Consider the following 24,636-nt stretch of genomic DNA (forward strand, 5'->3'; position numbering starts at 1 on the left):
GTTCAGGCTCCGGGAATGCTTCAGTCCTTGACGACCGAAATGTCGGGGGCGTCGACCGCCTTCATGCCGATGACATGATAGCCGCTGTCGGCGTGGTGCACTTCGCCGGTGACGGAGCGCGACAGGTCCGACAGCAGATAGAGGCCGACATCGCCGACTTCCTCGATGGTGACGGTGCGGCGCAGCGGTGCGTTATATTCGTTCCACTTCAGAATGTAGCGGAAATCGCCGATGCCCGAAGCGGCGAGCGTCTTGATCGGGCCGGCCGAGACGGCGTTGACGCGAATGTTCTGCGGCCCGAGGTCGACGGCGAGATATTTGACGCTTGCCTCGAGCGCGGCCTTGGCGACGCCCATGACGTTATAGTTCGGCATCACCTTTTCGGCGCCGTAATAGGTCAGCGTCAGCATGGCGCCGCCGTCCGTCATCAGCTTCTCGGCGCGGCGTGCGACCGAGGTGAAGGAATAGACGGAGATCTGCATCGTCTTGGCGAAATTGTCGGCCGAGGTGTCGACGTAACGGCCGGTCAGTTCGTCCTTGTCGGAAAAGCCGATCGCATGCACGAGGAAATCGATCTTGCCCCAGAGCTTTTCGACATTTTCGAAAACGGCGTCGATGGTTGCTTCGTCGGCAACGTCACAGTGGCCGACGAGCGTGGCGCCGATTTCGGCCGCGAGCGGCTCGACGCGCTTCTTCAGCGCATCACCCTGGTAGGTGAGCGCGACTTCGCCGCCCTGCGCATGAATGGCCTTGGCAATACCCCACGCAATCGAGCGATTGTTGGCGACACCCATGATGACGCCGCGTTTGCCTGCCATGAGGCCGGATGCTTGAGCCATATTTCGCTCCCTAGGAATTCTGATCGATCCTGCCTATGGCATAGGCCGTTAATCGGTTCAAGCTTGGCCTGGATCATCAACTGTTAGGTATCGTAACAAAGGGTGCGAAAGTCATAAATATTTCACAGGAACAGGCCCTCGCGCATGCTCCGCATGAGATCTGTGACTTTATCGTCGGGCTTTTCCCACAGGATAATGCGCAATTCGACGACGAGGTCGCCTCGTCCGCCCTCGTCACGGGGCAGGCCCTGGTCGGGGATCCTGATCGTCTTGTCCGAGCCCGACCATGCGGGGATGGTAACGTTGAGCGGCCCGCCCGGTCCCTCGATGCGCGCCTCGGTGCCGAGAACGGCATTTTCGATGCTGAGCGGCAGCACGGCGTGCAGGTCGAAACCGTCGACCGTAAAACGCGGATCGGGCGCGATGCGAATGGCGATGACGGCATCGCCCCGCTGCATGCCCGGCAGCTTGAAGCCCTGGCCCTTGAGCCGGATTTCGTCACCATCCCGGGTGCCGGCCGGCAAGGCGAAGCCGATCTCGCGGCCCTCCGGCAGCGACGCGGTGATCCAGGCGCTCTTCAGCACGTCGTCGATCGTCACCGTCGCGGTCGTGACCTCGTCCGGCGCCTTTTCCATGCCCGTATCCTTGGCGCCGGTGAAACGGCGCACCAGGGATGTCAGGATGCTGAGCGGCAGAGACAGGTTGGCGCCTGGATTGGCTGCCGTCTCAGCGGTTTCCTCGTCGCCCCTGATCTCGGCTTCGGCGGCCTCGCCATCCACGCGCCTGCCGGCCTCGCTCTGGGCGGCCTGTGTCTGCGGGTTTTGTGCCTGCTGGTTTTGTGCCTGCTGGTTTTGGGCTTGCTGGTTTTGGGCCTGCTGGTACTGCGCCTGTTGGTATTGCGCCTGTTGGGCGCGACCCTGCGCCCGGCCGCCGCCGGCAGCGCGCGCCTGGGCGCCGAAAATACGCTCGACCATCTCGTCGGCGGGCTCGGCTGATCCTGCCTGTTGCCTGGAGCTGTCGGCTGCCGCCTTCTGGGCGGCGCGCGCAATCTCTTCCATCACCCGTTCGGCATTGGCCTGCGCCGCCTTGGCGCGCACGGCAGCCTCGCGGGCGGCCTGGCGCTGCTGCATGATCGTCTGCTCCTGCTTCTTGGCTTCCGCCATCCGCACGGCATTGTCGAACAGGCTGCGTTTGCGCGGGTCCTTCAGCGTTTCATAGGCGCGGCCGATCTCGGCGAACCGGGCGGTCGCCGTCGGGTCGCCCTGATTGTGATCGGGATGGGCTGATTTGGCCATATTGCGCCAAGCCGCCTTGATCTCGTCGGCTGCCGCGTCGCGCTTGACGCCGAGAATTTTATAAGGATCGCGCATGTCAAAACCGCCGGTGTTGCGATGCGGGAAGCCATTGCCTTGCCCGCATCCCCGTCCAATATCGAAAGTCCAAAATCAACTCGCGAGGCGCCACCTGTCGAAAAGGCAGGCAGAACCGCTCTCAACACCGATCGTGCGGGCGGAGTTGCTAATCACTTCTTATTTCTTCGAAGAGATGCGGAGTGTTTTGCCGTGAATGGTTAGCTCTTTGCTAAGCATTCGGCAGGACGGGGGCGGATGTTAACCTGTGGGACAGGCGGATCAGCTTTCCCGCCGGAAATTAACTTTCCCGCCGGAAATTAACTTTCCCGCCGGAAATTAACTTTCCGGCTGAAAGCTCAAAAGCTGCCAGTTGCCGCCGCCGACGAGGCAGGTCTTGCCGTAGAATTTGGCGATGCCGACATAGGAATGGCGGGTCGTGCGGAACTGCCGGCAGACCTGGCCTGATTCGTTGTTCTCGACGATCGTATCGATGACGCCGGCGCTGCCCGTCGATGCATTCGCCCAGGGAAGTGGCTGGCCCTCGAGCCTTTGCACGTCGGCCGAGGTGACGGCGTTGCGCACGGTCATCTCGTCGGACAGCGTGTCGGTGCTCGGCGGCGTCTGCGGCACGGTGCCGGTTGCGACCGACCGGTCGACCTTGGCTTCACTCAAGAAATCCATACCGCCCGAAACGCAGCCGGAAAGCGAAAGCATGGCAACGCCGATGACGAAGAAGGCGCTGCTGCGGCGCTGCAGGCTCTTTGTATGGCGAGATGACTTTGCTATGACTTCCACCCTGCATCCTGTCCAGTTATCAAAAGCTGGGCGAGTTTTGAATAATCCGGGGCATTTGAACCAATATGTCGGCAAACGAGTTAACAAGCGGTGACTTTACCGAAAGTGGCGAACCCTTCAAGCTCTTTGCCGAATGGCTGAAGGAAGCGGAGGCTTCCGAACCCAACGACCCGAATGCCGTGGCGCTGGCAACGGTCGATGAGGATGGTCTTCCCAATGTCCGCATGGTTCTCCTGAAGGGATTCGACGATGACGGATTCGTCTTCTACACCAATTTCGAGAGCCAGAAAGGTCGCGAAATCTTGGGGCAGAAGAAAGCCGCCATGTGTTTCCACTGGAAAAGCCTGCGTCGTCAAGTGAGGCTGCGCGGCCCGGTCGAGATCGTCACCGACGCCGAAGCCGATGCCTATTTCAAGACGCGGGCCCGCGGCAGCCGCATCGGCGCCTGGGCGTCGAAACAATCCCGCCCGCTTGAAAGCCGTTTCGCGCTCGAGAAGGCCGTGGCCGAATATACCGCCCGTTATGCCATCGGCGATATTCCGCGCCCAGCCCACTGGTCTGGCTTCCGCATCCGCCCGACCTCGATCGAATTCTGGAAGGATCAGAACTTCCGCCTGCATGACCGTGTCGAATTCCGCCGGCCGTCCCCGGAAGGTAAATGGGACAAGGTCAGGATGTATCCCTGACAGGCTTACCGGCCCATCAGCTTCAGCGGAATGCCGGAGGCGAGCGCCGAGACATAGCGTCGTTTCTGGTAGAAGCCGTTGAGCGAAATGCGCGGGAGATAACCGGTGAGCCGCGCGGCCGGCAGCCCGGGTTGGGTGGTGACCGCGACGGTAAAGCCGAGATTGCGGGCAATCCCAGCCTCGCGGGCCGTCGCAGCCTCCGGCGTGCCGTAGGGATAGGCGATCGTCTGAGGACGGATGCCGGTCACGGCCTCGACGTAATCGGCCGAAACCTGCATTTCTATCCGCGCTTCGGCTTCCGGCAGACGCGCCAGGGCGCGATGGCTGATCGTATGGGCGCCGAGCGCTGCGAGCGGATGCCCGGCGAGCCGTTGCAATTGACCGGGCGACATCACCAGTTGCCGGGTGATATCGGTCGGTTCGATGCCGTTTTCCCGCGCTAGCCTGTCGATGGCGGCGACGGCGCCGGCCTCGTCGGAACGGTGGATATACCGGGCGAAGCGGTCGAAGGCGTGCCATTGCTGCTGCGCATTGTCGAGCGGCAGCCGCTCGCTGCCGCGGCCGAAATCGAAGCGGATTTCGCTTTCCCGGCGTAAGAGCACGGCAAGCGTCTCCCACCAGATGCTGTGCGAACCCTCGGCAAAACCCTTGGCGATAAACACCGTGAACGGCGCCCGGTGCCGCTCGAACACCGGCAGCGCGTGCTCCAGATTGTTCAGATATCCGTCGTCGAGCGTGAAGGCCGCAAATGGCGGTCCGCCATCGGGTTCGGCGAGCAGCGTCGGCACCTGATCGAGCGGCACGAAACGATAGCCCTCCCGCCGGAGCCGCCCGAGCGCCGCATCGAGAAAACGCGGCGTGATTTCGAGATGGGCGTTCGGCTCGAAAGCCTCAGGCACGTGCGGGCGGACATGATGCAGCGTGAAGATGACGCCCGGTCCGCGCGCTTGCCGCATCAGCCCGGCCGAAGAAAGCAGCCAGGAAAGCTCGAGCCCGGCACCGATCGCCAGTCGCTTGCCCAATCGCTTGAATTGTCCCGTCATGAAGCGCCTATCCCCATCCTTTTCCGGAAACTAGCAAGTGCGACTTAAGCCTTGCTGAATCCCGAAATGGCACGGGTCTTTGATTTCCTGTTAACCAAGACGATGAAAAGACTGGAAAAATGATAGGCGTTGCCTCAAAGTCGCGCCAAACTTGCCGCTTCTGTCACATTACGGCACAGGCGCCGGCCGATCGAGCCAGCGAATCCAGGCCCAGGGCATCAAGGGGAAAATGCATGAGAACGCTTTTGGCGGCTGTTTTGACCGTAACGCTTGCCGTTTCGGCGCCTCTTGCAGCCCTTGCCGGCAGCGCTTCGCTGATCCTCGATGCCCGCACCGGCAAGGTTCTTGCCGCCGAAAACGCCGATACGCTGAACCATCCGGCCTCGCTGACCAAGATGATGACGCTTTATCTCACCTTCGAGGCGTTGAAGCGCGGCAAGATCGCCTGGGATACCCCGATCACCATGTCGAAATACGCCGCCGCGCGGCCGCCGACCAAGCTTGGCGTCAAGGCCGGCGGCACGATCACGGTGCGCGAGGCGGTCTATGGCATGATCATCAAATCCGCCAATGATGCGGCCTCCGCCATGGGCGAGAAGCTCGGCGGCTCGGAAAGCGGTTTTGCCCGGATGATGACGGCCAAAGCCCGCCAGCTCGGCATGAGCCGCACCGTCTTCGTCAACGCATCGGGCCTGCCGGACGGCCGTCAGGTGACCACGGCGCGCGATATGTCGACGCTCGCCGTCGCGCTGATGAAGAATTATCCGAACGAATACCGGCTGTTTTCGGCGGCAAGCTTCAATTTCCGCGGCCGGACCGTGCGCGGCCACAACAATCTCATGTACCGCTACCAGGGCATGGACGGCATCAAGACCGGTTACACCAACGCTTCCGGCTTCAATCTCGTCAGCGCCGTCAGGGACGGCAACCGCCGCGTCGTCGGCGTCGTGCTCGGCGGCCGCACCGCCCGCAGCCGCGACGACAAGATGGCTGGTTTGCTCGACCGTTATCTCGGCCGCGCCTCCGGCGGCGCAAAGCTGGCGGCGAGCGTCGGCGGCAGGGAGCCTGTCGAAGTCGCGTCGGCTGCCGACGATTCCGATGTTCCGGTGCCGCTCAGCGCGCCGCGCCCGGCCGACGATCTCGCGGCAAAGAGCCTGGCCTATGCCGACGACGCCGTCGTGCCGCTGGAGCGCCCGGTCGCGATGGACGAAATCCTGAACGCCGGCAAGACCGCGAAGACTTCGGCGAAAAAGGCGGATGGCGACTGGCAGATCCAGATCTCGGCCGCCCCGAGCGCCGATGCGGCGCGTGCGCTTCTTGCCCAGGCACAGTCGGAAGGCGGCGCGCCGCTGGTTTCCGCCTCGCCCTATACCGAAGCGGTCGGGCAGGGCGCCAATAGGATCTATCGCGCCCGCTTCATCGGATTTGCCAGCAAGGATGCCGCGGTCTCAGCCTGCGATGCCCTGAAGCAGCGCTCCTATGACTGCATGCTGCTGCCGGACCACAGCTGATCGCAACCTCACAATTCTCACTCTGGACAAGCAACGGGAATCAGCGTCTCCTCCATAAACAAAAGGAGAACATCCATGTTGCGTCGTCTCGCCGACCAGTTCGAAGCCGCTTCCTCTGCTCATGTCGCCGCCAATGGTATCGAGCGCGATACGGACTGGTTCCTGCTGAAATTGCAGGAAGAAATGGGCGAGCTCACCCAGGCCTGGAACCGGCTGACCGGGCGGGGCCGTGCCAAAGGCCGTTCTCCTGAAGACATGCAGCGCGATCTCGCCGACGAGACGGCCGACCTTCTCGGTCATCTCATGCTGTTTGCCCACCGCAACGGCATCGACCTCGCCGCCGCGATCGAACGCAAGTGGCTGTTTCGGCCGGCGGAGGTGGCGAAGAGCTGATGCATCTCGGCCGATGGAGTCAGCCGACCTTATAGCGATAAAACTTGCTGTCCACCGCCATCAGCGGGAAGGAGCGGGGCAGGGTGTTTTTGGCAATCTCGGTAAAGCCGTTCTTCTCGTAAAAGCGATGGGCGGCGACGAATTTGTCCGTCGTGCCGAGGAAGATATCGGTGAGGCCGGCATCCCTGGCATGGGCGATCAGGCGGTCGAGCAGCAGCGCCGCCACGCCGTGCTCACGGCCGCGAACCTCTGCGGACACGAACATCTTGCGCAGCGCCGCCTGGTTGTTGCCGATATCCTTGAGCCCGAGCGTGCCGACGATCGCCCCATCCTTGACGGCGACCCAGAACTCGCCTTTGCCGGACTGGTAGAAATCCGGGATGACCCGGAGATCCGGCTGCGCATCGGCGGTGATGTCGATGCCGAATTCCTCGCGCTGGATCGGCAGGATCACCGAAAGCACCGCATCGGCGTCATCGGCGGCAAAGGGTCTGATTTCGATCTCCGCCATCGGGTCCCTCCCGCCTCAGGTCTGCGTGCCGCCGACGGTGATCTGATCCATGCGCAGATGCGGCTGGCCGACGCCGACCGGAACCCATTGGCCGGCCTTGCCGCAATTGCCGATGCCGGTGTCGAGCTTCATGTCGTTGCCGATCATCGACACCCGCTTCATCGCATCCGGCCCGTTGCCGATCAGCATCGCGCCCTTGATCGGCGCGCCGACCTTGCCGTTCTCGATCAGATAGGCCTCGGTGCAACCGAAGACGAACTTGCCGGAGGTGATATCGACCTGGCCGCCGCCGAAGGAGACGGCATAAATGCCCTTCTTCACCGAGGCGATGATTTCTTCGGGCGTCTTGTCGCCGCCGAGCATATAGGTGTTGGTCATGCGCGGCATCGGCACATGGGCATAACCCTGGCGGCGGCCGTTGCCGGTGGGCGCCATGCCCATCAGCCGGGCGTTCTGCCGATCCTGCATATAACCGACCAGCTTGCCGTTCTCGATCAGCACATTATAGCCTGATGGAGTGCCCTCGTCGTCGATGGTGATAGAGCCGCGGCGGTTGTCGATCGTGCCGTCGTCGACGACGGTAACCCCGGGCGCGGCGACGATCTGGCCGAGAAGGCCTGAAAAGGCCGACGTCTTCTTGCGGTTGAAATCGCCTTCCAGCCCGTGGCCGACCGCCTCGTGCAGCATCACTCCCGGCCAGCCGGAACCGAGCACGACGTCCATCGTGCCGGCGGGCGCGTCGATCGCCTCGAGATTGACCAGCGCCTGGCGCAGCGCCTCGTCGGCGCCGTATTGCCAGCTGCCCTCGGCGATGAAATCGCCGAAGCCGATGCGACCGCCGCTGCCGTAGGAACCGCTTTCCTGCCGATCGCCTTCACCGACCATGACCGAGATGTTGATGCGCGTCATCGGCCTGATGTCGCGCACGCGATGCCCGTCGGCGCGCAGGATGTCGACGACCTGCCAGCTCGCCGCGACCGAGGCCGTCACCTGGCGCACCTTGTCGTTCTTGCCGCGGAGATAGGCGTCGATATCCTGCAGCACCTTGACCTTCTCTTCGAAGCTCGGCTGGCCGATCGGATTCTGGTCGCCGTAGAATTTCTTGTTGGTGCCCTGAGGGGCGGCGGCATAGGAGCCGGAATAGCCGCGCGTCACCGCGCCGACGGCATCGGCCGCCCGCTTCAGCGCCGCTACCGAGAGATCGCCGGCATGGGCGTAACCGACAGCTTCGCCGGCAACGGCGCGTAAGCCGAACCCCTGTTCGGTGTTGAAGCTGCCGCCCTTCAGCCGGCCATTGTCGAAGCTCAGCGCTTCGGCCTGCGCATGCTCGATGAACAGCTCGCCGTCATCGGCGCCGGACAGCGCCTCGGCGACATGCCTGCGCATCGTCGCTTCGTCGGCATCGAAAAGCGTCAGGAGATCGGTGGTCATGGTGTGGCTCCAATGGGCATGCGTTCGGGAATGCGCTTACGCCTTAGATAGGGCTCCTGATGATAAGGAGTGAAGCCCTGATGCGGAATATTCTTCGGGCGGCGCGATCTTGAGAGATGGAATATCGTCAGGGGAGGGATAAGCGCTGTCATCGCTGCGCTGGAAACATGCCCCTGCGGATCCCAACATGCTGGTCCAATTCAGGCCGGACGGCCACCCCATTCTCCGTCATCCCAGGCCTTGAGCCGAGGATCCATGCCCGCCCCCGAGGATGCCGCGTGGATGCTCGGGTCAAGCCCGAGCATGACGGAGTGTGAGGCGGTTCCGGAGCAAGTGCAGCGATGGAATGTCGCAAGACGACGTACTGCGCTTACATGCCCTCAAGGCAGAGCGTCGAAACCTTCGGCAAAACCCTTGAGATCGACCGGAATGCCGATGCCTTCCTCAGGTGTCTGGAAGACGATGAAGGTCGCCTGGGCGCCGCTGCGGAAGGTCTTCAGCAGCTCGTCCTCGAGCACGACTTCGGCATAGCAGCCGTCGGCGAAGCAGCGGACGAAATAGGCGCGGCCGATATCCTTGCCGTCGACATTGAGCCCGAGGCCGTTCGGCAAAAGCACGCCGAGCGGTGCCAGTACGCGCAGGATTTTCGACTTGCGGTCGGCGGTCTTCAGCACGACGACGGAAAGGCCGACCTCCGGCCGATCCTCGGCGATGACATTCTGCATCAGCGCGCATTGCTCGGTCGAAGCCCCCGCCGGCTTGTCGCAGACGACAGACCAAGCGCCGTGGTTGGATTTCACCGTGCCCGGCGCCTGCGGCTGGGTCTGGCCGGGCGACACCTGGATATTCGGGGCGGCGGCCGAGGGCTGCTGCGCCGGGGCAGGGGCGGGCGCAGGGGCCGGCGTGGAAGCCGGGGGCTTGGCTGGCGACGGCGTGGGTTGCTGTGCGAAAACGGGCGTCGCCGCTGCGGCCGCGATGCTGGCGGTCACGAGAAGCGACTGCGCGAGGGAACGGAAACCCATGGAAACCTCTGGATATCGAATCATTGCGGCTATTGTTGAAGCTGCCCACCAAAAATGAAAAGCCCCACCCCGTGAAAACCGGGGGACTGCGGCGGAAATTGGACCTTTGCGAAATAATGTGTCGCGTACGAATTGGCCGGAAAGCCGATTTTTCATATGCTGATGAAAAACTTGGGATGTTTTGCCGTTCCGGCCTGCCTATGCTTTCAGCAAAAATGCCGCATAGACAATTGCTCTGACCTGTTGCGGCAAATGCCAAACTGTGGTTTGAAGCGCAGAAGATGGCAAGGATTCTGCGCTCTATTTTTGCAGGTCAAGCGCTCGAGGGAGATAATAAGGTGATGAAGAAGGCTTATGCAGCCCTGACCACGCTGGTCTGTCTGCTTTTTGCTTCCGGCACATATGCCGACCAGCCAATGCCGTGGCAGGCGACGCTGCAGCCGGCGGCAACGCCGATCATGCGGGAGATCCACTGGTTCGAACAATATACCCTGTGGTTTATCGTTCCGATCACGCTCTTCGTTCTGGTCCTGCTGATCGTCGTCTGCGTCAAGTTCCGCGCCGGCGCCAACCCGGTTCCCTCGAAGACGAGCCACAACACGCTGATCGAGATTGCCTGGACCGTGGGGCCGGTCCTGGTGCTGCTTCTTCTCGCCATTCCCTCGTTCAATCTGCTGACGGCGCAGCTGACGCTGCCCGAAAACCCCGACGTGACGATCAAGGCGACCGCCACCCAGTGGCAGTGGAACTATGAATATGAAGGTTCGGGCGACAGCCCGCTGGCTTTCGATTCCTACCTGCTGAAGGATCAGGACCGCGCCGCCGCCGGCAAGGAAGACAAGTCGATCTATCCGAGGCTTCTGGCCGTCGATAACGAACTGGTCCTGCCGGTCAACAAGACGGTCCGCGTTCTCGTGACCTCTGCGCCGACCGACGTCATCCACGCTTTCGCCATGCCGTCCTTCGGCGTCAAGATCGACGCCGTGCCGGGCCGCCTGAACGAAACCTGGTTCAAGGCCGAGCGCGAAGGCCTGTTCTACGGCCAGTGTTCCGAGCTCTGCGGCAAGGACCATGCGTTCATGCCGATCGCCATCCGCGTCGTCTCCGAGGACAAGTACAAGCAGTGGCTGACCGCAGCCGCCAGCGACCTGCCCGGCGCCTACAAGACACTCATGGCTGCAACCGATGGTCCCGCAAAGACCCTCGACGTTGCCGAAGCACAGTAATTAAAGGGGATCGGGACAATGGCTGGACCTTCCGCTCACGACGATCATTCTCATGATCACGCTCATCATGGCCACGCGCATGATGATCACGACCACCACGATCACGGGCACAAGCCGAGCTTTGCCAATCGCTGGCTGTTCTCGACCAACCACAAGGACATCGGCACGCTCTACCTGATCTTTGCGATCATTGCCGGCATCATCGGCGGCGCGCTGTCGGTTGCCATGCGCATGGAGCTGCAGGAGCCGGGCATCCAGATCTTCCACGGCCTGGCCTCGATGGTCTACGGCTATGAGGGCGATGCGGCGATCGACGGCGCCAAGCAGATGTTCAACATGTTCACCACGGCGCACGCGCTGATCATGATCTTCTTCATGGTCATGCCGGCGATGATCGGCGGTTTTGCCAACTGGATGGTGCCGATCATGATCGGCGCGCCCGATATGGCCTTCCCGCGCCTGAACAACATCTCCTTCTGGCTGATCGTTCCGGCCTTTGCGCTGCTCCTGCTGTCGATGTTCGTCGAAGGCCCGGCAGGCGCTTACGGAACGGGCGGCGGCTGGACGATGTATCCGCCGCTGGCGACCAGCGGCACGCCGGGACCGGCGGTCGATCTGGCGATCTTCGCGCTCCATATTGCCGGCGCCTCGTCGATCCTCGGTGCGATCAACTTCATCACCACGATCCTCAACATGCGCGCTCCCGGCATGACGCTGCACAAGATGCCGCTGTTTGCCTGGTCGGTGCTGATCACCGCCTTCCTGCTCTTGCTGTCGCTGCCGGTTCTGGCAGGCGGCATCACCATGCTGCTGACCGACCGTAACTTCGGCACCTCCTTCTTCTCTCCGGAAGGCGGCGGCGACCCGATCCTCTACCAGCACCTGTTCTGGTTCTTCGGTCACCCGGAAGTCTACATCCTCATCCTGCCGGGCTTCGGCATGATCAGCCACATCATCTCGACCTTCTCCAAGAAGCCGATCTTCGGTTATCTCGGCATGGCCTACGCCATGGTCGCGATCGGCGCCGTCGGCTTCGTCGTCTGGGCTCACCACATGTACACGGTCGGCCTGTCGCTCGACGCGCAGCGCTACTTCGTCTTCGCCACGATGGTCATCGCCGTTCCGACGGGCGTGAAGATCTTCTCCTGGATCGCGACGATGTGGGGCGGCTCGATCTCGTTCCGCACGCCGATGCTCTGGGCGATCGGCTTCATCTTCCTGTTCACGGTCGGCGGCGTCACCGGCGTCCAGCTCGCCAATGCCGGTCTCGACCGTTCGCTGCATGACACCTATTACGTCGTGGCCCACTTCCACTACGTTCTGTCGCTTGGCGCCGTCTTCGCGATCTTCGCCGGCTGGTACTACTGGTTCCCGAAGATGACCGGCTACATGTACAACGAGTTTGTCGGCAAGCTGCATTTCTGGGTCATGTTCATCGGCGTCAACCTGGTGTTCTTCCCGCAGCACTTCCTCGGCCTTGCCGGCATGCCGCGCCGCTACATCGACTATCCGGATGCCTTTGCCGGCTGGAACTATGTTTCCTCCATCGGCTCCTACATCTCGGCCTTCGGCGTGCTGATCTTCCTCTTCGGCGTCTTCGAAGCCTTCGCCAAGAAGCGTGTCGCCGGCGACAATCCGTGGGGTGAGGGTGCAACGACGCTCGAATGGCAGCTGCCTTCGCCGCCGCCCTATCACCAGTGGGAACAGCTTCCGCGCATCAAGTAATTGCGCGGGTATCGGGACGCCGCATTCGATACGGCGTCCCGATATTCTGACATTCAGGACGGAATGATGACGGTTATCCACAATCACGAGGTGCTTGCAAAGGACGGCGAATTGTCGGAAGCGAGTGCACGCGATTATTTCGAATTGCTGAAGCCGCGGGTGATGTCGCTCGTGGTCTTTACCGCCTTTGCCGGTCTCGTGCTGGCGCCGGGCCACATCCATCCCGTCCTCGGCCTGATCGCCATCCTCTGTATCGCCGTCGGTGCCGGCGCCTCCGGCGCTTTGAACATGTGGTACGATGCCGATATCGACGCCATCATGAGCCGCACCGCCAACCGTCCGATTCCGGCCGGCCGCATCGCCCCCTCCGAGGCGCTGGCCTTCGGCCTGGTGCTGTCGGGCTTTTCGGTCGTCATTCTCGGCCTGGCGGTCAACTGGCTCTCGGCCGGCATCCTAGCCTTCACCATCTTCTTCTACGCCGTCATCTACACCATGTGGCTGAAGCGCTCGACGCCGCAGAACATCGTCATCGGCGGTGCTGCCGGCGCTTTCCCGCCGATGATCGGCTGGGCCTGCGTGACCAACAGCGTGACGATCGAGAGCACGGTTCTCTTCCTGATCATCTTCCTGTGGACGCCGGCGCATTTCTGGGCGCTTGCCCTCTTCAAGATGCGCGACTACGAGGCCGTCGGCGTGCCGATGCTGCCGAATGTCGCCGGCGAGCGGGTGACCAAGCATCAGATCGTCGCCTATGCGGTGTTGACCGCCGTCTGCGGGGTCCTGCCGTCCTTCCTCGGTTTCGCCAGCTTCGGTTATGGCCTGATGGCCGCCGCACTCGGCGCGATCTTCATCTACTGTTCCATCGCCGTCTGGCGCATGCCCGACGGCGATCTGAAGATGATCCCGGCAAAGAAGATGTTCGCCTTCTCGATCTTCTATCTCTTCGCCGTCTTCTCCGCCCTGATGATCGACCGGCTGGCCTCGATCGTCGTTTCGCACGCCGGAGGCTGGTTCTGATGGATCTCGTCAAGCTCACCGAAAAGCAGATGAAGTCGCGCCGCAACCGCAACATCGCCCTCGGGCTGGTGCTCGCCGGCCTCGTCATTCTCTTCTATGCGATCACCATCGTGAAGATCGGCGGGGGAATGGCCGGATGAGCGACAGCCCCGCCGCAGGCAAAAAGCAGGGCCGCAACAACGGCGCCGTCGTGATGATGTGCCTGAGCTTCGTCTTCGGCATGGGCGCGATGAGCTACGCCGCCGTGCCGCTCTACCGCATCTTCTGCCAGGTGACCGGTTATAATGGCACGACGCAGCGCGTCGACCAGATGTCGAGCGTCGTGCTCGACCGGACGATGCGCGTTACCTTCGACGCCAATGTCGCGCCCGGCCTGCAATGGGACTTCAAGCCGGTCGAGCGCGAGGTCAATCCGAAGATCGGCGAAACCATCCAGGTGAATTTCACCGCCGAGAATCGTTCGAACGAGACCCAGCGCGGCCAGGCGGTTTTCAACGTCACGCCGGGCGAGGCGGGCGTCTATTTCAACAAGGTGCAATGTTTCTGCTTTACGGAAACGGACCTGAAGCCGGGCGAAAAGCTCGACATGCCGGTGGTGTTCTACATCGATCCTGAAATCGTCAAGGCGGTGGAATCCAAGAACATCCATACGGTCACGCTGTCATATACGTTCTACCCGAAAGAGGGTCCGAAGCCTGTGGCTTCGAATGAGGGTGGAGCGGTGAAGATTGAAAAGAAACTTTGATCAAGGCTCGTTTCCGGCTATGCCGGGAGCGGAGTGAAGGAAGACACCGGGGATAGCTACATGGCCGATGCTCATCAGAAGAATCACGACTATCACATCATCGATCCGAGCCCGTGGCCGATACTCGCCTCGCTCGGCGCCTTCATCATGGCGATCGGCGGCGTCTGCTACATGCGCTATCTGAGCGGCGGCTCCTTCAAGCTTGCCGGCGCCGAGCTTGCCAATCCCTGGCTCTTCTACATCGGCTTCGCCCTGGTTCTCTACGTCATGTACGGCTGGTGGGCCGATACGGTGAAGGAAGCCCATGAGGGCGCCCACACCCGCGTCGTCTCGCTGCACCTGCGCTACGGCATGATCATGTTCATCGCTTCGGAAGTGATGTTCTTCGTCGCCTGGTTCTGGGCCTATTTCGACGCCAGCCTCTATCCGAACGAAGCGATCCAGGCCGCCCGCCTGCTCTATACCGGCGGCACCTGGCCGCCGAAGGGCATCGAGGTCCTCGACCCCTGGCACCTGCCGATCTACAACACCGTCATCCTGCTGCTCTCCGGCACGACGGTCACCTGGGCGCACCATGCGCTGCTGCACAACGACCGCAAGGGCCTGATCCAGGGCCTGGTTCTGACGGTGCTGCTCGGCGTGCTGTTCTCCTGCGTGCAGGCCTACGAATATGCCCACGCGCCCTTCGCCTTCAAGAATTCGATCTACGGCGCGACCTTCTTCATGGCGACCGGCTTCCATGGCTTCCACGTCCTCGTCGGCACCATCTTCCTGTTGGTCTGCCTGATCCGCGCGCTGCGTGGCGACTTCACCCCGAAGCAGCATTTCGGCTTCGAGGCCGCCGCCTGGTACTGGCACTTCGTCGACGTCGTCTGGCTCTTCCTGTTCTTCTGCATCTACGTCTGGGGCGGCTGGGGCGCCCCGGTCGCAGCCGGCTGATTGCAGCGATATCCAACAGAAGGCGGGCCTGGTGCCCGCCTTTTTTGTGATTCCGTCTCACCCGGCGCCGTCATCGTCGAGATTTACACCAAGCCCGGAGGATGGCCAAAGGTGGGAGCGCGTAGCGCCGAAGTGCCGAACAGTGGCGCTTCCTGCCTCACAGGCCCCTTCAACCTCCGTCATGCTCGGCTCAAGGCTGCTCAAGGCCGAGCATGACGGAGGTGGAGGGGCACGATTGGCAAGAGGCGAGAGGCAGGGTGCAAAATGCGAGGTGCTGTCGGCATGCGGGAACGGATAGAGCCCAGCGGCAGCCGGCACGCGGATGAGCGGCCGCAATCTCCTGGGTCGCGATGAGGGGCCGATTTCACCGCCCGCCCGCGATCCGTTCGAAGGCCGAGGGTTCGGGAATGCCGAGATCCAATTGATGGCGGATCGCTTCTGCGCATTCGAGCGGTGTCAGCAGCGACGTATCGACCTCCATGTCGTAGATGCCCGGGCGATGCACCTCGTCCTGCCAGCGCTGCACCGGTTCGGGGACCGGCACGTCTGCGGTGGCTCTTGCATAAAGGGTCTCGCGGCCCTCTTGTTTGATCTCCCGCCGCTGCATGATCGTCTCGATCGGACAGTGCACGCCGACGAACAGCACGGAAAGGCCTTGCAGGCGCCGGGCGCAGTCGCCGAGAATGCCGAGTGGCTGCGAATAGCTGTCATGGTGGCCGAGATCGGCGACCACATTGAGCCCCAGGCCGGCATGGATGGCGATCGATTCATAAAGGGCGGCATAGAGGAATGGCACCAGTTCCTCGAGCTCCGGCCGCTCGCCGCCCGGCCTGAGGCCGATGCCGGGCAGGTATCGCTTCGGCGTCATATCATTATAGCTGTCGACGCCGAGGTTGATCCACGGCCCCTCGAATTCCTCCTGGATTGCGCGTGCAATGCTGGATTTGCCGCTGCGCGGCGCGCCGTTCAGGATAATGATGTGTCCGGCATGGCTATTGGTCATCAGTCTTCTTCTTCTGTTTGGCGCGAATCGCTCGAGGATGCCGCGCAGGCATTTCCATTCGGGATGCGAATACTTTATGGGAGAGTTAAGGCAGCATGGAATTGTCAGAAGGAATGGCATGAGCGAAGACAACGCCCATTTTCCCCCCGTCGATCCGGTCAAAACAGGCATCAAAGGCTGCTGCCCGCGCTGCGGCCAGGGCAAGCTGTTTGATGGTCTGCTCGGCCTGAAGCCGCGCTGCGCCTCCTGCGGCCTCGATTATTCCTTCGCCGATGCCGGCGACGGTCCCGCCGTCTTCGTCATCCTCATCGTCGGCTTCATCGTCATCGGCATGGTGCTGTGGCTGCAGGTGAATTACGGGCCGCCGATCTGGGTGCATATCCTGCTCTTCGGCCCGCTGACGATTATCCTGTCGCTCGCGACGCTGCGCTGGTTCAAGGGCATCCTGATCGCCATGCAATACCGCCACAATGCCCGCGAAGGACGCCTGAGTGACTGATATCGACAATGCCATGCCGCGCCGCCGATTGCCTGTGGCAACCGGCATCCTGGTGCTGATCGCGCTCGCCATCCTGATTTCGCTCGGCACCTGGCAGGTGGAACGCCTCCACTGGAAGGAAGGCCTGCTTGCCGATATCGCCGCGCGGCAAGTGGCCGCCCCGGTGCCGCTCGCCGAGATCGAGGCGATGGCGGCTTCCGGCGGCGACATCGAATACCGCAAGGTCACCGCCACCGGCCGCTACATCAACAATAAGGAGCGGCACTTCTTCGCCACCTGGCGCGGCCAGACCGGCTTCTACGTCTACACGCCGCTCGAGCTTGCCGACGGGCGCACTCTCCTGGTCAATCGCGGCTTCGTTCCCTATGAGAACAAGGAGCCGGAAATGCGCATGCAGGGCCAGTTGACGGATCAGCAGACCGTCACCGGCCTGGCGCGCAGCAAACTGCCCGGCAAACCCTCCTGGGTGGTGCCGGACAACGACGTCGCCAAGAATATCTTCTACTGGAAGGATCTCGACGTGATGGCCGAGAGCGTCGGCCTCGACAAGGCCCGCGTCATCCCGTTTTTCGTCGATGCCGATTCGACGCCCAATCCGGCCGGCCTGCCGATCGGCGGCGTCACCCAGGTCGATCTGCCGAACGACCATCTGCAATACGCCTTCACCTGGTACGGGCTTGCCGCCGTGCTTGTCGTCGTGGTGGCGATCTCCTGGTTCCGCAAAGGGGCCAAGCCGCCGGCGCAATAGTATCGCTTCAATTCTCGCTTATATTGGGCTAGAGGTCCCTTGCTCCCCTGCGGGACGGAATTTGACGGAACGGACATGAATATTGCGGCGAAACCTCCTTTGACGATCAGGCTCTGCGGGCCACGCGGCTTCTGCGCCGGCGTCGACCGGGCGATTCAGATCGTCGTGCTGGCGCTGAAATCCTATGGCGCGCCGGTCTATGTGCGCCACGAGATCGTTCACAACAGGTATGTCGTTGAGGGGCTGGAGGCCAAGGGCGCCGTCTTCGTCGAGGAACTGGACGAGATCCCGGCCGAGCATCGCGCCCAGCCGGTGGTCTTCTCCGCCCATGGCGTGCCGAAATCCGTGCCGGAGGATGCGGCGAGCCGCAACCTCTTCTATCTCGATGCCACCTGCCCGCTGGTCTCCAAGGTCCACAAGCAGGCGATGCGCCATAATCGCCTCGGCCGCCACGTCGTGCTCATCGGCCATGCCGGCCACCCGGAAGTGATCGGCACCATGGGGCAATTGCCGGAAGGTTCGGTGTCGCTGATCGAGACGATCGAGGATGCCGACGCCTATGTCCCTGCCGATCCCGATAATCTCGGCTACGTCACCCAGACGACGCTCTCGGTCGACGATACGGCCGGCGTCATTGCCCGGCTGCAGCAGCGCTTCCCGAACCTGACGGCGCCGGCAGCCGATTCGATCTGTTACGCCACGACCAACCGCCAGGAAGTGGTGAAGCAGGCCGCCCCCGGCTGCGATCTCTTCATCATCGTCGGCGCGCCGAATTCCTCCAATTCCAAGCGGCTCGTCGAAGTGGCGCTGAGGGCAGGGGCGAAAAAATCGATCCTGGTGCAGCGCGCCGCCGAGCTCGACTGGGAGGAGATCGGCGCGATTTCCACGCTTGGCCTGTCCGCCGGCGCTTCGGCCCCCGAGGTGATCGTCAACGAGATCATCGAGGCTTTCCGCGCCCGCTTCGACGCTCAGGTCGAACTGGCCGAAACGGTGCAGGAAACCGAGAATTTCCTCGTCAACCGCGAATTGCGCAGCATCGAGCTGACGGCGGCCGACATGGCCTTCGTCAACGGCTGACCTCAGGACCATATCACGACGCCGGATGATCGATGCGGCGGATCCAATAACAGCAATGCACGAAGGCGACCTCACTTGGCAGTCTATACCGATATCGCCGAAGACGATCTGAAATGGTTCCTGACGGAATATGACGCGGGAAGCCTGCTCTCCTACAAGGGCATTGCCGAAGGCGTCGAAAATTCCAATTTTCTGCTGCACACCTCCAAGGACCCGCTGATCCTGACGCTTTACGAGAAGCGCGTCGAAAAGACCGACCTGCCGTTCTTCCTCGGCCTGATGCAGCATCTCTCCGCCCGGGGCCTCTCCTGCCCGCTGCCGCTGCCGCGGCGCGACGGCGCACTGCTCGGCTCGCTCTCCGGCCGCCCGGCGGCGCTGATCTCCTTCCTCGAAGGCATGTGGCTGAGAAAGCCGGAGGCCAAACACTGCCGCGAGGTCGGCCGGGCGCTGGCCGAAATGCATGTCGCCGGCGAGGGTTTCGAACTGAAGCGGGCGAATGCGCTGTCGATCGACGGCTGGCGGGGGCTCTGGGAAAAGTCGGCGGACCGCGCCGGCGAGGTCGAGCCCGGTCTGCAGGACGAGATCGGCGGCGAACTCGGTTTCCTCTCCGCCGCCTGGCCGAAGAGCCTGCCGGCCGGCGTCATCCATGCCGACCTCTTCCCCGACAACGTCTTTTTCCTCGGCGATCAGCTCTCCGGCCTGATCGATTTCTATTTCGCCTGCAACGACCTGCTCGCCTATGACGTCTCGATCTGCCTGAATGCCTGGTGCTTCGAAAAGGACGGCGCCTACAACATCACCAAGGGCACGGCGATGCTCGAGGGTTATCAGAGTGTCCGCCCGCTGAGCGATGAAGAGATCGCCGCCCTGCCGGTGCTGTCGCGCGGGTCGGCGCTGCGTTTCTTCCTGACCCGGCTCTATGATTGGCTGATGACGCCCGAGGGCGCCATGGTCACCAAGAAGGACCCGCTCGAATATCTCCGCAAGCTGCGTTTCCACCGCCAGATCGGCTCCGCAGCCGAATACGGATTGAGCCTATGAAACACGTCGATATCTTCACCGATGGCGCATGCTCCGGCAATCCCGGCCCCGGCGGCTGGGGCGCAGTGCTGCGGTACGGCGACGTCGAAAAGGAACTTTGCGGCGGTGAGGCGGATACGACCAACAACCGTATGGAACTGCTGGCGGCGATCTCCGCGCTGCAGGCCCTGAAAAGCCCTTGCGAGGTCGATCTCTATACCGACAGCGCCTACGTCAAGGACGGCATCTCCAAGTGGATTTTCGGCTGGAAGAAAAACGGCTGGAAAACCGCCGACAAGAAACCGGTGAAAAACGCCGAACTCTGGCAGGCGCTGGAGGCGGCCCGTGACCGCCACAAGGTGACGCTGCATTGGGTCAAAGGCCACGCCGGCCACCCGGAAAACGAACGCGCCGACGAACTCGCGCGCCGGGGCATGGAGCCGTTCAAGAAGGGCAAGGCGGTTTCGTTTTGAAAGGCGTGCGGATTGTTCGCGGTCTCGCACCTATGCCTGTCATAGCGCCCGCGGCGTGATGTGCCCTCCGGCCCAACCCATTCTCTGTCATTCCAGGGCTTAACCGCGCCGACATCCACCGGCAGGGGCATGGATCCTCGGCTCAAGGCCGAGGATGACGGAGTGCAGGGAAGCGTCCGAGCCAAAATCTATCTCATCGCACCCGCACGCTGTTGAAATTGCTACAGCATCTCGCCTCCTGCCAGTCGCGTCCTCCCAATCTCTGTCATGCTCGGGCTTGACCCGAGCATCCATGCCGAAGCACTCTGGTGCAAATTTCTTCATCCTCGGCTCATCAAGGCCTGGGATGAAGAAATGTGTGGTGACGTTGCGCAAAAGCCTTATCTCGGGTTTTCGAAAGCCGACAGTGGGCAGGGCATCTTCTCTCGTTTCCTGTGACGCGCACAGGAGGGTGGAGATAGGGCGGCGCCTGAGGCCGAGCCCTATGGGACGCCGGCAACTTAGCCCATCTGCCGCGCCGCGGCACCCTGGATCAGCCGGTGCAGATATTCGAGCTTTGTCACCACAGGTGAGGAGAGCACGAAGGGGTAGGAGTCCGGCTGGCCCATGCTGCGCTGGATGGCGTTGATCGCGAGGCTGAGCGGCACCCAGGCGCTGACCAGTTGTTCGGCGCTTTTGGCCCGGTAGGGGATGAAGTCCACCTCGCCCGATATTTCCTCATGGCCGCGCGGATCGATGGCGATGCCGAAGGCGCGGGCGGTTTCGAGTGTGTCGACGATATGGAGGTAATGGGCGAAACATTCGGCGAAATCCTCCCAGGGGTGGGATGCCGCATAGGCGCTGATGAAATTGTCCTGCCAGCCAAGGGGCGCGCCGCCGGCATAGTGTAGCCCGAGTGCTGCGGCATAATCCTGCCGTTCGTCGCCGAAAACGGCGCGAAAATCCGCAAGGCCATTCTGGTCACGCACCAGCTTGTTCCAGATGAAATGGCCGCTCTCGTGGCGGAAATGTCCGAGCAGGGTGCGATAAGGTTCGTTCATCGAACTGCGCGCCTGTTCGCGCGTCGCATCGTCGGCCTCGGCGGCGCGAATGGTGATCAGCCCTTCCTCATGGCCGGTCATCGCCGGCACCACATAACCGTTGCTCTCGATCGAATCCTCGAGAAAGTCGAAAACCAGGCCACCTTGAGGATCCTGCATCCGATCGGGATGCGGCAGCCTCCAGCGCAAGAGCGAATAGAAGAGATGGCGCTGCGCCTGGCCGATACGCCGCCAGCGGTCGATGCCGTTCTGGGTATCGGTGTTCGGAACCAGCCGGTTGTGGCGGCAGGCCATGCAGAATTCGCCCGCCTCGTCGCCGTCCACCAGCCAGTTGCAGATGTCGAGGCCGGCATTGGCGCAGAAGCGCACCTCGCGGTCGGGATCGGAAACCAGCTGCCACACCGTCGCCTCGCGCGGCTCCAGCGCATGCATGGCGAGATCGCCGGGCAGGAAGCCGAGGCGATGGTTGCAGCGCACGCATTGGCGATTGTCGAAATGGACGACCTGATCGCAATTGTCGCAGGCGAAAAGTTTCATCGTGTCTATCTCTGCACAGAGAGTGGGGTGGATTAAAAATGCCTGCCGCGCGAGAGGCGCAGCAGGCATGGTTCATGACGGATGCGCTTCCGGCTCAGAGCCGGTCGACGGCGCCCTTGAGCTTGTCCTTGACCTTGCCGGTTGCGACCTGTCCCTTGCCTTTGGCTTCCTGAACGGCGCCCTTGGCCTGCATCTCGCGATCGTCCATGGCCTTGCCGGCGGCCTGCCTGGTCTTGCCGGCAATTTCGTTGGCCTTGCCTGAAATCTTGTCGCTGGTGCTACCCATAGGTGATGTCTCCTTCTTCGGCATGGGCCTCGTGCCCATGCTTGCCGAAATGAAACGTCAACTGCAGCAATTCGTTCCCGCTATCTCCGAGGCCGCCGGCCTCCAGTCATCTCAGGCGTGGCCGGCTTCGGCCGAAAGCATGGCGGCGGTCACGCCCATGCCGGCGAGCGCCCGCTCGTACTTGTCGTCGAGGCTGCGGTCGAAGATCAGTTCCTCATTGGCCGGGCAGGTGAGCCAGCCATTATTGACCACCTCGTTTTCGAGCTGGCCGGCCGACCAGGAGGAATAGCCGAGCAGCATGGTCGCGCGCGTCGGCCCATCGCCCTTGGAGATGGCGCGTACGATGTCGAGCGTCGCCGTCAGGCAGATGTCGTCGCTGACGGGGATCGAGGAGTCGCTGGAATAATCGTCCGAATGCAGCACGAAGCCGCGGCCGCTTTCCACCGGGCCGCCGGTCTGGATCGGGAAGTCGCGCGCCCGCTTCGGCAGCACGATCGAATCTTCCTGCTTGATCATGTCGAGATGCAGGAGCACATCGGTGAAGGTCAGGCTCTGCGGCCGGTTGATGACGAAGCCCATGGCGCCGGCATCCGAATGCGCGCAGATATAGATCACCGTGCGCGCGAAGTTGCGGTCTTCCATACCGGGCATGGCGATGAGGAACTGGCCATCGAAGAAGCCACGTTCCCGTCTGTTCTTCAGCGTCGATAAGGACATCGTTCCTCCTGCTGCCAACCGCACCGAGGCCTTGACAAGAGAAACATGGGCCAATGTCACACATCAATCAACTGAAAATGAAGATTTAAATCGCCGCGACTTCTGGCGGTGAAACCTCAGTTTCGGTAAACCGTTGTTCCATGATGATTATTTCCTCGGTCTCGCGTCGGCTTTTCCTAGCGGTCATCTCAGTGGCCGCTGCCCTTGTCCCCCTTTGTTCCGCTCATGCGGAAATGAGCGCCTGGGCGGACAATGAGGGCGGCCGCATGCGGCTGGTGGCGCTGGCACCCGATGCTGGCGGTAAAATCCGCGCTGCCCTGCAGATCGAGCCGAAGCCCGGCTGGATCACCTATTGGAAAGAGCCCGGCGGCAACGGCATTCCGCCCCAGGTGACCATCGCGGCGGAGAGCGGCGTCACGCTCGATGCCATCGGCTATCCCGTTCCCAAGCATTTTTTCAACGGTGCGATCGAGGATATCGCCTATGACGCGCCGGTGACGCTGCCGCTGTCGTTGACGGCGGCAGGCAAGGCGCCGGTCGCGATCGACGCCCTGGCCTTCATCGGCATCTGCAGGGATATCTGCATCCCCTTCCAGGCGAATTTTCAGCTGAAGCTCGGCCCCGCCATCCAGTCGCATCCGGAAGAGGAGGCGATCCTCCAGGCGGCCGATGCAAGGCTGCCAAAGCCGCCGTCGGCCGATTTCGACGTAACCGCGCATGCGATGTCGCCTGACAAAAAGACGCTGTCGCTGACGCTGGTCCTGCCGGCCAAGGGTTCAGGCGAGAGCAAAGGCGCCCCCGATATCATCGTCACCGGGCCGAGCGGTTATGCCTTTACCAAGCAGATCGGCGGCAAACGCGACGGCGCCAGCTTCAAGGTCGATGTCGCCATCGGCAAGCTGCCTGATAATTACGACATGTCGGGCAAGCGCTGGGGCGTGCTGGTCATCGACGGCGTTCGGGCGATGGAGACCACACTTGCCTTTGAATGACCGGCTCTTATAGTCGCGGCAGAGCCCCTGCGGCGCCCGCCGCCCAGCCGGAATCCCAAAACCCAAAAAACCGGAACTCAAGGAGAAGATCATGACCATCGCGATCGGCGACAAGCTTCCTGCCGCCACCTTCAAGGAAAAGACCGCCGACGGCCCGGTCGAAATCACCACCGAGCAGCTGTTTGCCGACAAGCGCGTCGTGCTGTTTGCCGTGCCGGGCGCCTTCACGCCCACCTGCTCGCTGAACCATCTGCCGGGTTATCTGGAAAACCGCGACACCATCCTCGGCAAGGGCGTCGACGACATCGCCGTCATCGCAGTCAATGACTGGCACGTGATGGGCGCCTGGGCGCAATCCTCCGGCGGCCTGGGCAAGATCCACTTCCTCGCCGATTGGGACGCCGGCTTCACCAAGGCCGTCGGCCTCGACGCCGACCTCTCCGCCGGCAGCCTCGGCCTGCGCTCCAAGCGCTATTCGATGCTGGTCGAAGACGGCGTCGTCAAAGCCTTGAACGTCGAAGAAAGCCCCGGCCAGGCCACCGTTTCCGGTGCTGCGGCGATGTTGGAACTGCTCTGAGTTCTCATTCCCGAGAGATGAAGGGGCGGCCATTCGGTCGCCCTTTTCAATTGTTGTTGTGCCGCTCGTTGCGCCGGCGAGTTGGCGAAACCGTCCTCCCTCTTTCCATGCCACGGCTGTTCTGTCGTGCGGATGTCTGCCCCTCACCCTCACCCTCTCCCCGTAAACGGGGCGAGGGGACGTGCCCAGCGAGACGTGAGAGGGGATGGAGAGGTTGCGGCTACCCCTTCGCCCGCAAGCAGGGGTTCGAAGGACGGGTCGAGACCCGTGGCTCGACCCCGGTCGGTGCCGGCAGGGGGATGAGGCGCGCACGCCGACGGCGAGTTTGGCGGAAACGTTCCCCCACTCTCCGTCATCCCAGGCCACCGAGCCTGGGATCCACGCCCGGTGCCGATCGGGAGCAGAGTGGATCCTCGGGTCAAGCCCGAGGAC

27 protein-coding genes are annotated in these 24,636 nt (G+C 62.5%); 16 read left to right on the forward strand and 11 right to left on the reverse strand.

Annotated features, from left to right (window positions below):
* Window positions 1-20 precede the first annotated feature (20 nt).
* The 3 genes from fabI to GGD57_RS21010 all read right to left on the reverse strand — a co-directional run bounded on the left by fabI (window position 21) and on the right by GGD57_RS21010 (window position 2,986).
* Window positions 21-839 (reverse strand): enoyl-ACP reductase FabI, encoded by an 819-nt coding sequence (gene fabI, locus GGD57_RS21000; protein ID WP_184472199.1) that lies wholly within the window; start codon window positions 837-839, stop codon window positions 21-23.
* Between the two features lie 122 nt (window positions 840-961).
* Complete coding sequence (locus tag GGD57_RS21005; protein ID WP_184472200.1) at window positions 962-2,209, reverse strand: J domain-containing protein; 1,248 nt, start codon at window positions 2,207-2,209, stop codon at window positions 962-964.
* Window positions 2,210-2,527: 318 nt separating this feature from the next.
* Window positions 2,528-2,986 (reverse strand): RT0821/Lpp0805 family surface protein, encoded by a 459-nt coding sequence (locus GGD57_RS21010; protein ID WP_085736446.1) that lies wholly within the window; start codon window positions 2,984-2,986, stop codon window positions 2,528-2,530.
* A gap of 65 nt (window positions 2,987-3,051) precedes the next feature.
* Here GGD57_RS21010 and pdxH point away from each other — a divergent pair, with 65 nt between their 5' ends.
* Complete coding sequence (gene pdxH / locus GGD57_RS21015; RefSeq protein ID WP_184472201.1) at window positions 3,052-3,672, forward strand: pyridoxamine 5'-phosphate oxidase; 621 nt, start codon at window positions 3,052-3,054, stop codon at window positions 3,670-3,672.
* Between the two features lie 5 nt (window positions 3,673-3,677).
* Here the strand turns inward: pdxH and GGD57_RS21020 are convergent, their stop codons facing one another.
* Entirely contained in the window at window positions 3,678-4,715 is a 1,038-nt protein-coding gene (locus GGD57_RS21020; RefSeq protein ID WP_184472202.1) for a polysaccharide deacetylase family protein, read from the reverse strand.
* A 233-nt stretch (window positions 4,716-4,948) separates the two neighbouring features.
* On the opposite strand from GGD57_RS21020, the gene GGD57_RS21025 reads away from it, so the two are divergent.
* A complete protein-coding gene (locus GGD57_RS21025) occupies window positions 4,949-6,226 on the forward strand; it encodes a D-alanyl-D-alanine carboxypeptidase family protein (protein WP_184472203.1) in 1,278 nt (425 codons plus the stop codon).
* Between the two features lie 75 nt (window positions 6,227-6,301).
* A complete protein-coding gene (locus tag GGD57_RS21030; RefSeq protein ID WP_184472204.1) occupies window positions 6,302-6,619 on the forward strand; it encodes a pyrophosphatase in 318 nt (105 codons plus the stop codon).
* 19 nt (window positions 6,620-6,638) lie between these two features.
* On the opposite strand, the gene GGD57_RS21035 is transcribed toward GGD57_RS21030, so the two are convergent.
* The 3 genes from GGD57_RS21035 to GGD57_RS21045 all read right to left on the reverse strand — a co-directional run bounded on the left by GGD57_RS21035 (window position 6,639) and on the right by GGD57_RS21045 (window position 9,607).
* Window positions 6,639-7,130 carry a GNAT family N-acetyltransferase gene (locus GGD57_RS21035; RefSeq protein ID WP_184472205.1) on the reverse strand — a complete coding sequence of 164 codons (492 nt, stop codon included), beginning with the start codon at window positions 7,128-7,130 and terminating at the stop codon, window positions 6,639-6,641.
* A 15-nt stretch (window positions 7,131-7,145) separates the two neighbouring features.
* Window positions 7,146-8,561 carry a metalloprotease TldD gene (gene tldD / locus GGD57_RS21040; protein ID WP_184472206.1) on the reverse strand — a complete coding sequence of 472 codons (1,416 nt, stop codon included), beginning with the start codon at window positions 8,559-8,561 and terminating at the stop codon, window positions 7,146-7,148.
* 380 nt (window positions 8,562-8,941) lie between these two features.
* Window positions 8,942-9,607 carry an invasion associated locus B family protein gene (locus GGD57_RS21045; RefSeq protein ID WP_184472207.1) on the reverse strand — a complete coding sequence of 222 codons (666 nt, stop codon included), beginning with the start codon at window positions 9,605-9,607 and terminating at the stop codon, window positions 8,942-8,944.
* Between the two features lie 317 nt (window positions 9,608-9,924).
* Here GGD57_RS21045 and coxB point away from each other — a divergent pair, with 317 nt between their 5' ends.
* The 6 genes from coxB (at window position 9,925) to GGD57_RS21075 (ending at window position 15,235) form a co-directional block, all read left to right on the forward strand.
* Window positions 9,925-10,809, forward strand: coding sequence for a cytochrome c oxidase subunit II (gene coxB / locus GGD57_RS21050; RefSeq protein WP_184472238.1), 885 nt, complete (start codon window positions 9,925-9,927; stop codon window positions 10,807-10,809).
* An 18-nt stretch (window positions 10,810-10,827) separates the two neighbouring features.
* Window positions 10,828-12,534, forward strand: a complete 1,707-nt coding sequence (gene ctaD / locus GGD57_RS21055) for a cytochrome c oxidase subunit I (protein ID WP_184472208.1) — start codon at window positions 10,828-10,830, stop codon at window positions 12,532-12,534.
* Window positions 12,535-12,600: 66 nt separating this feature from the next.
* Window positions 12,601-13,551: a heme o synthase gene (locus GGD57_RS21060; RefSeq protein WP_184472239.1), complete on the forward strand. Its 951-nt coding sequence runs from the start codon at window positions 12,601-12,603 to the stop codon at window positions 13,549-13,551.
* Window positions 13,551-13,691, forward strand: a complete 141-nt coding sequence (locus GGD57_RS21065; RefSeq protein WP_003569857.1) for a hypothetical protein — start codon at window positions 13,551-13,553, stop codon at window positions 13,689-13,691. The genes GGD57_RS21060 and GGD57_RS21065 overlap by 1 nt, the downstream gene beginning before the upstream one ends.
* Entirely contained in the window at window positions 13,688-14,296 is a 609-nt protein-coding gene (locus tag GGD57_RS21070) for a cytochrome c oxidase assembly protein (RefSeq protein WP_184472209.1), read from the forward strand. Before GGD57_RS21065 ends, GGD57_RS21070 begins: the two co-directional genes overlap by 4 nt.
* 60 nt (window positions 14,297-14,356) lie before the next feature.
* Window positions 14,357-15,235 (forward strand): cytochrome c oxidase subunit 3, encoded by an 879-nt coding sequence (locus GGD57_RS21075; RefSeq protein ID WP_085736455.1) that lies wholly within the window; start codon window positions 14,357-14,359, stop codon window positions 15,233-15,235.
* Window positions 15,236-15,599: 364 nt separating this feature from the next.
* Here GGD57_RS21075 and GGD57_RS21080 read toward each other — a convergent pair whose 3' ends face one another.
* Window positions 15,600-16,238 carry a chloramphenicol phosphotransferase CPT family protein gene (locus GGD57_RS21080; RefSeq protein ID WP_184472210.1) on the reverse strand — a complete coding sequence of 213 codons (639 nt, stop codon included), beginning with the start codon at window positions 16,236-16,238 and terminating at the stop codon, window positions 15,600-15,602.
* Between the two features lie 118 nt (window positions 16,239-16,356).
* On the opposite strand from GGD57_RS21080, the gene GGD57_RS21085 reads away from it, so the two are divergent.
* The 5 genes from GGD57_RS21085 (at window position 16,357) to rnhA (ending at window position 20,055) form a co-directional block, all read left to right on the forward strand.
* Window positions 16,357-16,737: a DUF983 domain-containing protein gene (locus GGD57_RS21085; RefSeq protein WP_184472211.1), complete on the forward strand. Its 381-nt coding sequence runs from the start codon at window positions 16,357-16,359 to the stop codon at window positions 16,735-16,737.
* Window positions 16,730-17,485, forward strand: coding sequence for an SURF1 family cytochrome oxidase biogenesis protein (locus tag GGD57_RS21090; protein ID WP_184472212.1), 756 nt, complete (start codon window positions 16,730-16,732; stop codon window positions 17,483-17,485). The genes GGD57_RS21085 and GGD57_RS21090 overlap by 8 nt, the downstream gene beginning before the upstream one ends.
* 75 nt (window positions 17,486-17,560) lie before the next feature.
* A complete protein-coding gene (ispH, locus tag GGD57_RS21095; protein WP_184472213.1) occupies window positions 17,561-18,562 on the forward strand; it encodes a 4-hydroxy-3-methylbut-2-enyl diphosphate reductase in 1,002 nt (333 codons plus the stop codon).
* A 75-nt stretch (window positions 18,563-18,637) separates the two neighbouring features.
* Window positions 18,638-19,603, forward strand: a complete 966-nt coding sequence (locus tag GGD57_RS21100) for a homoserine kinase (protein WP_184472214.1) — start codon at window positions 18,638-18,640, stop codon at window positions 19,601-19,603.
* Complete coding sequence (rnhA, locus tag GGD57_RS21105; protein WP_025415509.1) at window positions 19,600-20,055, forward strand: ribonuclease HI; 456 nt, start codon at window positions 19,600-19,602, stop codon at window positions 20,053-20,055. Before GGD57_RS21100 ends, rnhA begins: the two co-directional genes overlap by 4 nt.
* A 500-nt stretch (window positions 20,056-20,555) precedes the next feature.
* Here the strand turns inward: rnhA and GGD57_RS21110 are convergent, their stop codons facing one another.
* The 3 genes from GGD57_RS21110 to GGD57_RS21120 form a co-directional block, all read right to left on the reverse strand.
* Window positions 20,556-21,632, reverse strand: a complete 1,077-nt coding sequence (locus GGD57_RS21110; RefSeq protein WP_184472215.1) for a zinc-binding metallopeptidase family protein — start codon at window positions 21,630-21,632, stop codon at window positions 20,556-20,558.
* A 94-nt stretch (window positions 21,633-21,726) separates the two neighbouring features.
* Window positions 21,727-21,918, reverse strand: a complete 192-nt coding sequence (locus tag GGD57_RS21115; protein WP_184472216.1) for a CsbD family protein — start codon at window positions 21,916-21,918, stop codon at window positions 21,727-21,729.
* Between the two features lie 111 nt (window positions 21,919-22,029).
* Complete coding sequence (locus GGD57_RS21120) at window positions 22,030-22,635, reverse strand: YqgE/AlgH family protein (RefSeq protein ID WP_184472217.1); 606 nt, start codon at window positions 22,633-22,635, stop codon at window positions 22,030-22,032.
* A 140-nt stretch (window positions 22,636-22,775) separates the two neighbouring features.
* Here GGD57_RS21120 and GGD57_RS21125 point away from each other — a divergent pair, with 140 nt between their 5' ends.
* Window positions 22,776-23,627 carry a protein-disulfide reductase DsbD domain-containing protein gene (locus GGD57_RS21125; protein ID WP_184472218.1) on the forward strand — a complete coding sequence of 284 codons (852 nt, stop codon included), beginning with the start codon at window positions 22,776-22,778 and terminating at the stop codon, window positions 23,625-23,627.
* Between the two features lie 91 nt (window positions 23,628-23,718).
* The gene (locus GGD57_RS21130; protein WP_184472219.1) at window positions 23,719-24,204 is read left to right on the forward strand and encodes a peroxiredoxin; all 486 of its coding nucleotides are present in this window, start codon (window positions 23,719-23,721) and stop codon (window positions 24,202-24,204) included.
* Window positions 24,205-24,636: the final 432 nt, after the last annotated feature.

Origin of the sequence: Rhizobium esperanzae (genome assembly GCF_014197615.1) — a bacterium.
GTDB lineage: Bacteria > Pseudomonadota > Alphaproteobacteria > Rhizobiales > Rhizobiaceae > Rhizobium > Rhizobium esperanzae_A.

Coding starts and splice junctions, on each gene's coding strand:
- GGD57_RS21080 (WP_184472210.1), bottom strand. CDS start 16,238: ATGACCAATAGCCATGCCGGACACATCATTATCCTGAACGGCGCGCCG.
- GGD57_RS21005 (WP_184472200.1), bottom strand. CDS start 2,209: ATGCGCGATCCTTATAAAATTCTCGGCGTCAAGCGCGACGCGGCAGCC.
- pdxH (WP_184472201.1), top strand. CDS start 3,052: ATGTCGGCAAACGAGTTAACAAGCGGTGACTTTACCGAAAGTGGCGAA.
- GGD57_RS21025 (WP_184472203.1), top strand. CDS start 4,949: ATGAGAACGCTTTTGGCGGCTGTTTTGACCGTAACGCTTGCCGTTTCG.
- GGD57_RS21125 (WP_184472218.1), top strand. CDS start 22,776: ATGATGATTATTTCCTCGGTCTCGCGTCGGCTTTTCCTAGCGGTCATC.
- rnhA (WP_025415509.1), top strand. CDS start 19,600: ATGAAACACGTCGATATCTTCACCGATGGCGCATGCTCCGGCAATCCC.
- GGD57_RS21045 (WP_184472207.1), bottom strand. CDS start 9,607: ATGATTCGATATCCAGAGGTTTCCATGGGTTTCCGTTCCCTCGCGCAG.
- GGD57_RS21030 (WP_184472204.1), top strand. CDS start 6,302: ATGTTGCGTCGTCTCGCCGACCAGTTCGAAGCCGCTTCCTCTGCTCAT.
- fabI (WP_184472199.1), bottom strand. CDS start 839: ATGGCTCAAGCATCCGGCCTCATGGCAGGCAAACGCGGCGTCATCATG.
- GGD57_RS21075 (WP_085736455.1), top strand. CDS start 14,357: ATGGCCGATGCTCATCAGAAGAATCACGACTATCACATCATCGATCCG.
- GGD57_RS21085 (WP_184472211.1), top strand. CDS start 16,357: ATGAGCGAAGACAACGCCCATTTTCCCCCCGTCGATCCGGTCAAAACA.
- ctaD (WP_184472208.1), top strand. CDS start 10,828: ATGGCTGGACCTTCCGCTCACGACGATCATTCTCATGATCACGCTCAT.
- coxB (WP_184472238.1), top strand. CDS start 9,925: ATGAAGAAGGCTTATGCAGCCCTGACCACGCTGGTCTGTCTGCTTTTT.
- ispH (WP_184472213.1), top strand. CDS start 17,561: ATGAATATTGCGGCGAAACCTCCTTTGACGATCAGGCTCTGCGGGCCA.
- GGD57_RS21035 (WP_184472205.1), bottom strand. CDS start 7,130: ATGGCGGAGATCGAAATCAGACCCTTTGCCGCCGATGACGCCGATGCG.
- tldD (WP_184472206.1), bottom strand. CDS start 8,561: ATGACCACCGATCTCCTGACGCTTTTCGATGCCGACGAAGCGACGATG.
- GGD57_RS21130 (WP_184472219.1), top strand. CDS start 23,719: ATGACCATCGCGATCGGCGACAAGCTTCCTGCCGCCACCTTCAAGGAA.
- GGD57_RS21120 (WP_184472217.1), bottom strand. CDS start 22,635: ATGTCCTTATCGACGCTGAAGAACAGACGGGAACGTGGCTTCTTCGAT.
- GGD57_RS21115 (WP_184472216.1), bottom strand. CDS start 21,918: ATGGGTAGCACCAGCGACAAGATTTCAGGCAAGGCCAACGAAATTGCC.
- GGD57_RS21070 (WP_184472209.1), top strand. CDS start 13,688: ATGAGCGACAGCCCCGCCGCAGGCAAAAAGCAGGGCCGCAACAACGGC.
- GGD57_RS21065 (WP_003569857.1), top strand. CDS start 13,551: ATGGATCTCGTCAAGCTCACCGAAAAGCAGATGAAGTCGCGCCGCAAC.
- GGD57_RS21110 (WP_184472215.1), bottom strand. CDS start 21,632: ATGAAACTTTTCGCCTGCGACAATTGCGATCAGGTCGTCCATTTCGAC.
- GGD57_RS21060 (WP_184472239.1), top strand. CDS start 12,601: ATGACGGTTATCCACAATCACGAGGTGCTTGCAAAGGACGGCGAATTG.
- GGD57_RS21020 (WP_184472202.1), bottom strand. CDS start 4,715: ATGACGGGACAATTCAAGCGATTGGGCAAGCGACTGGCGATCGGTGCC.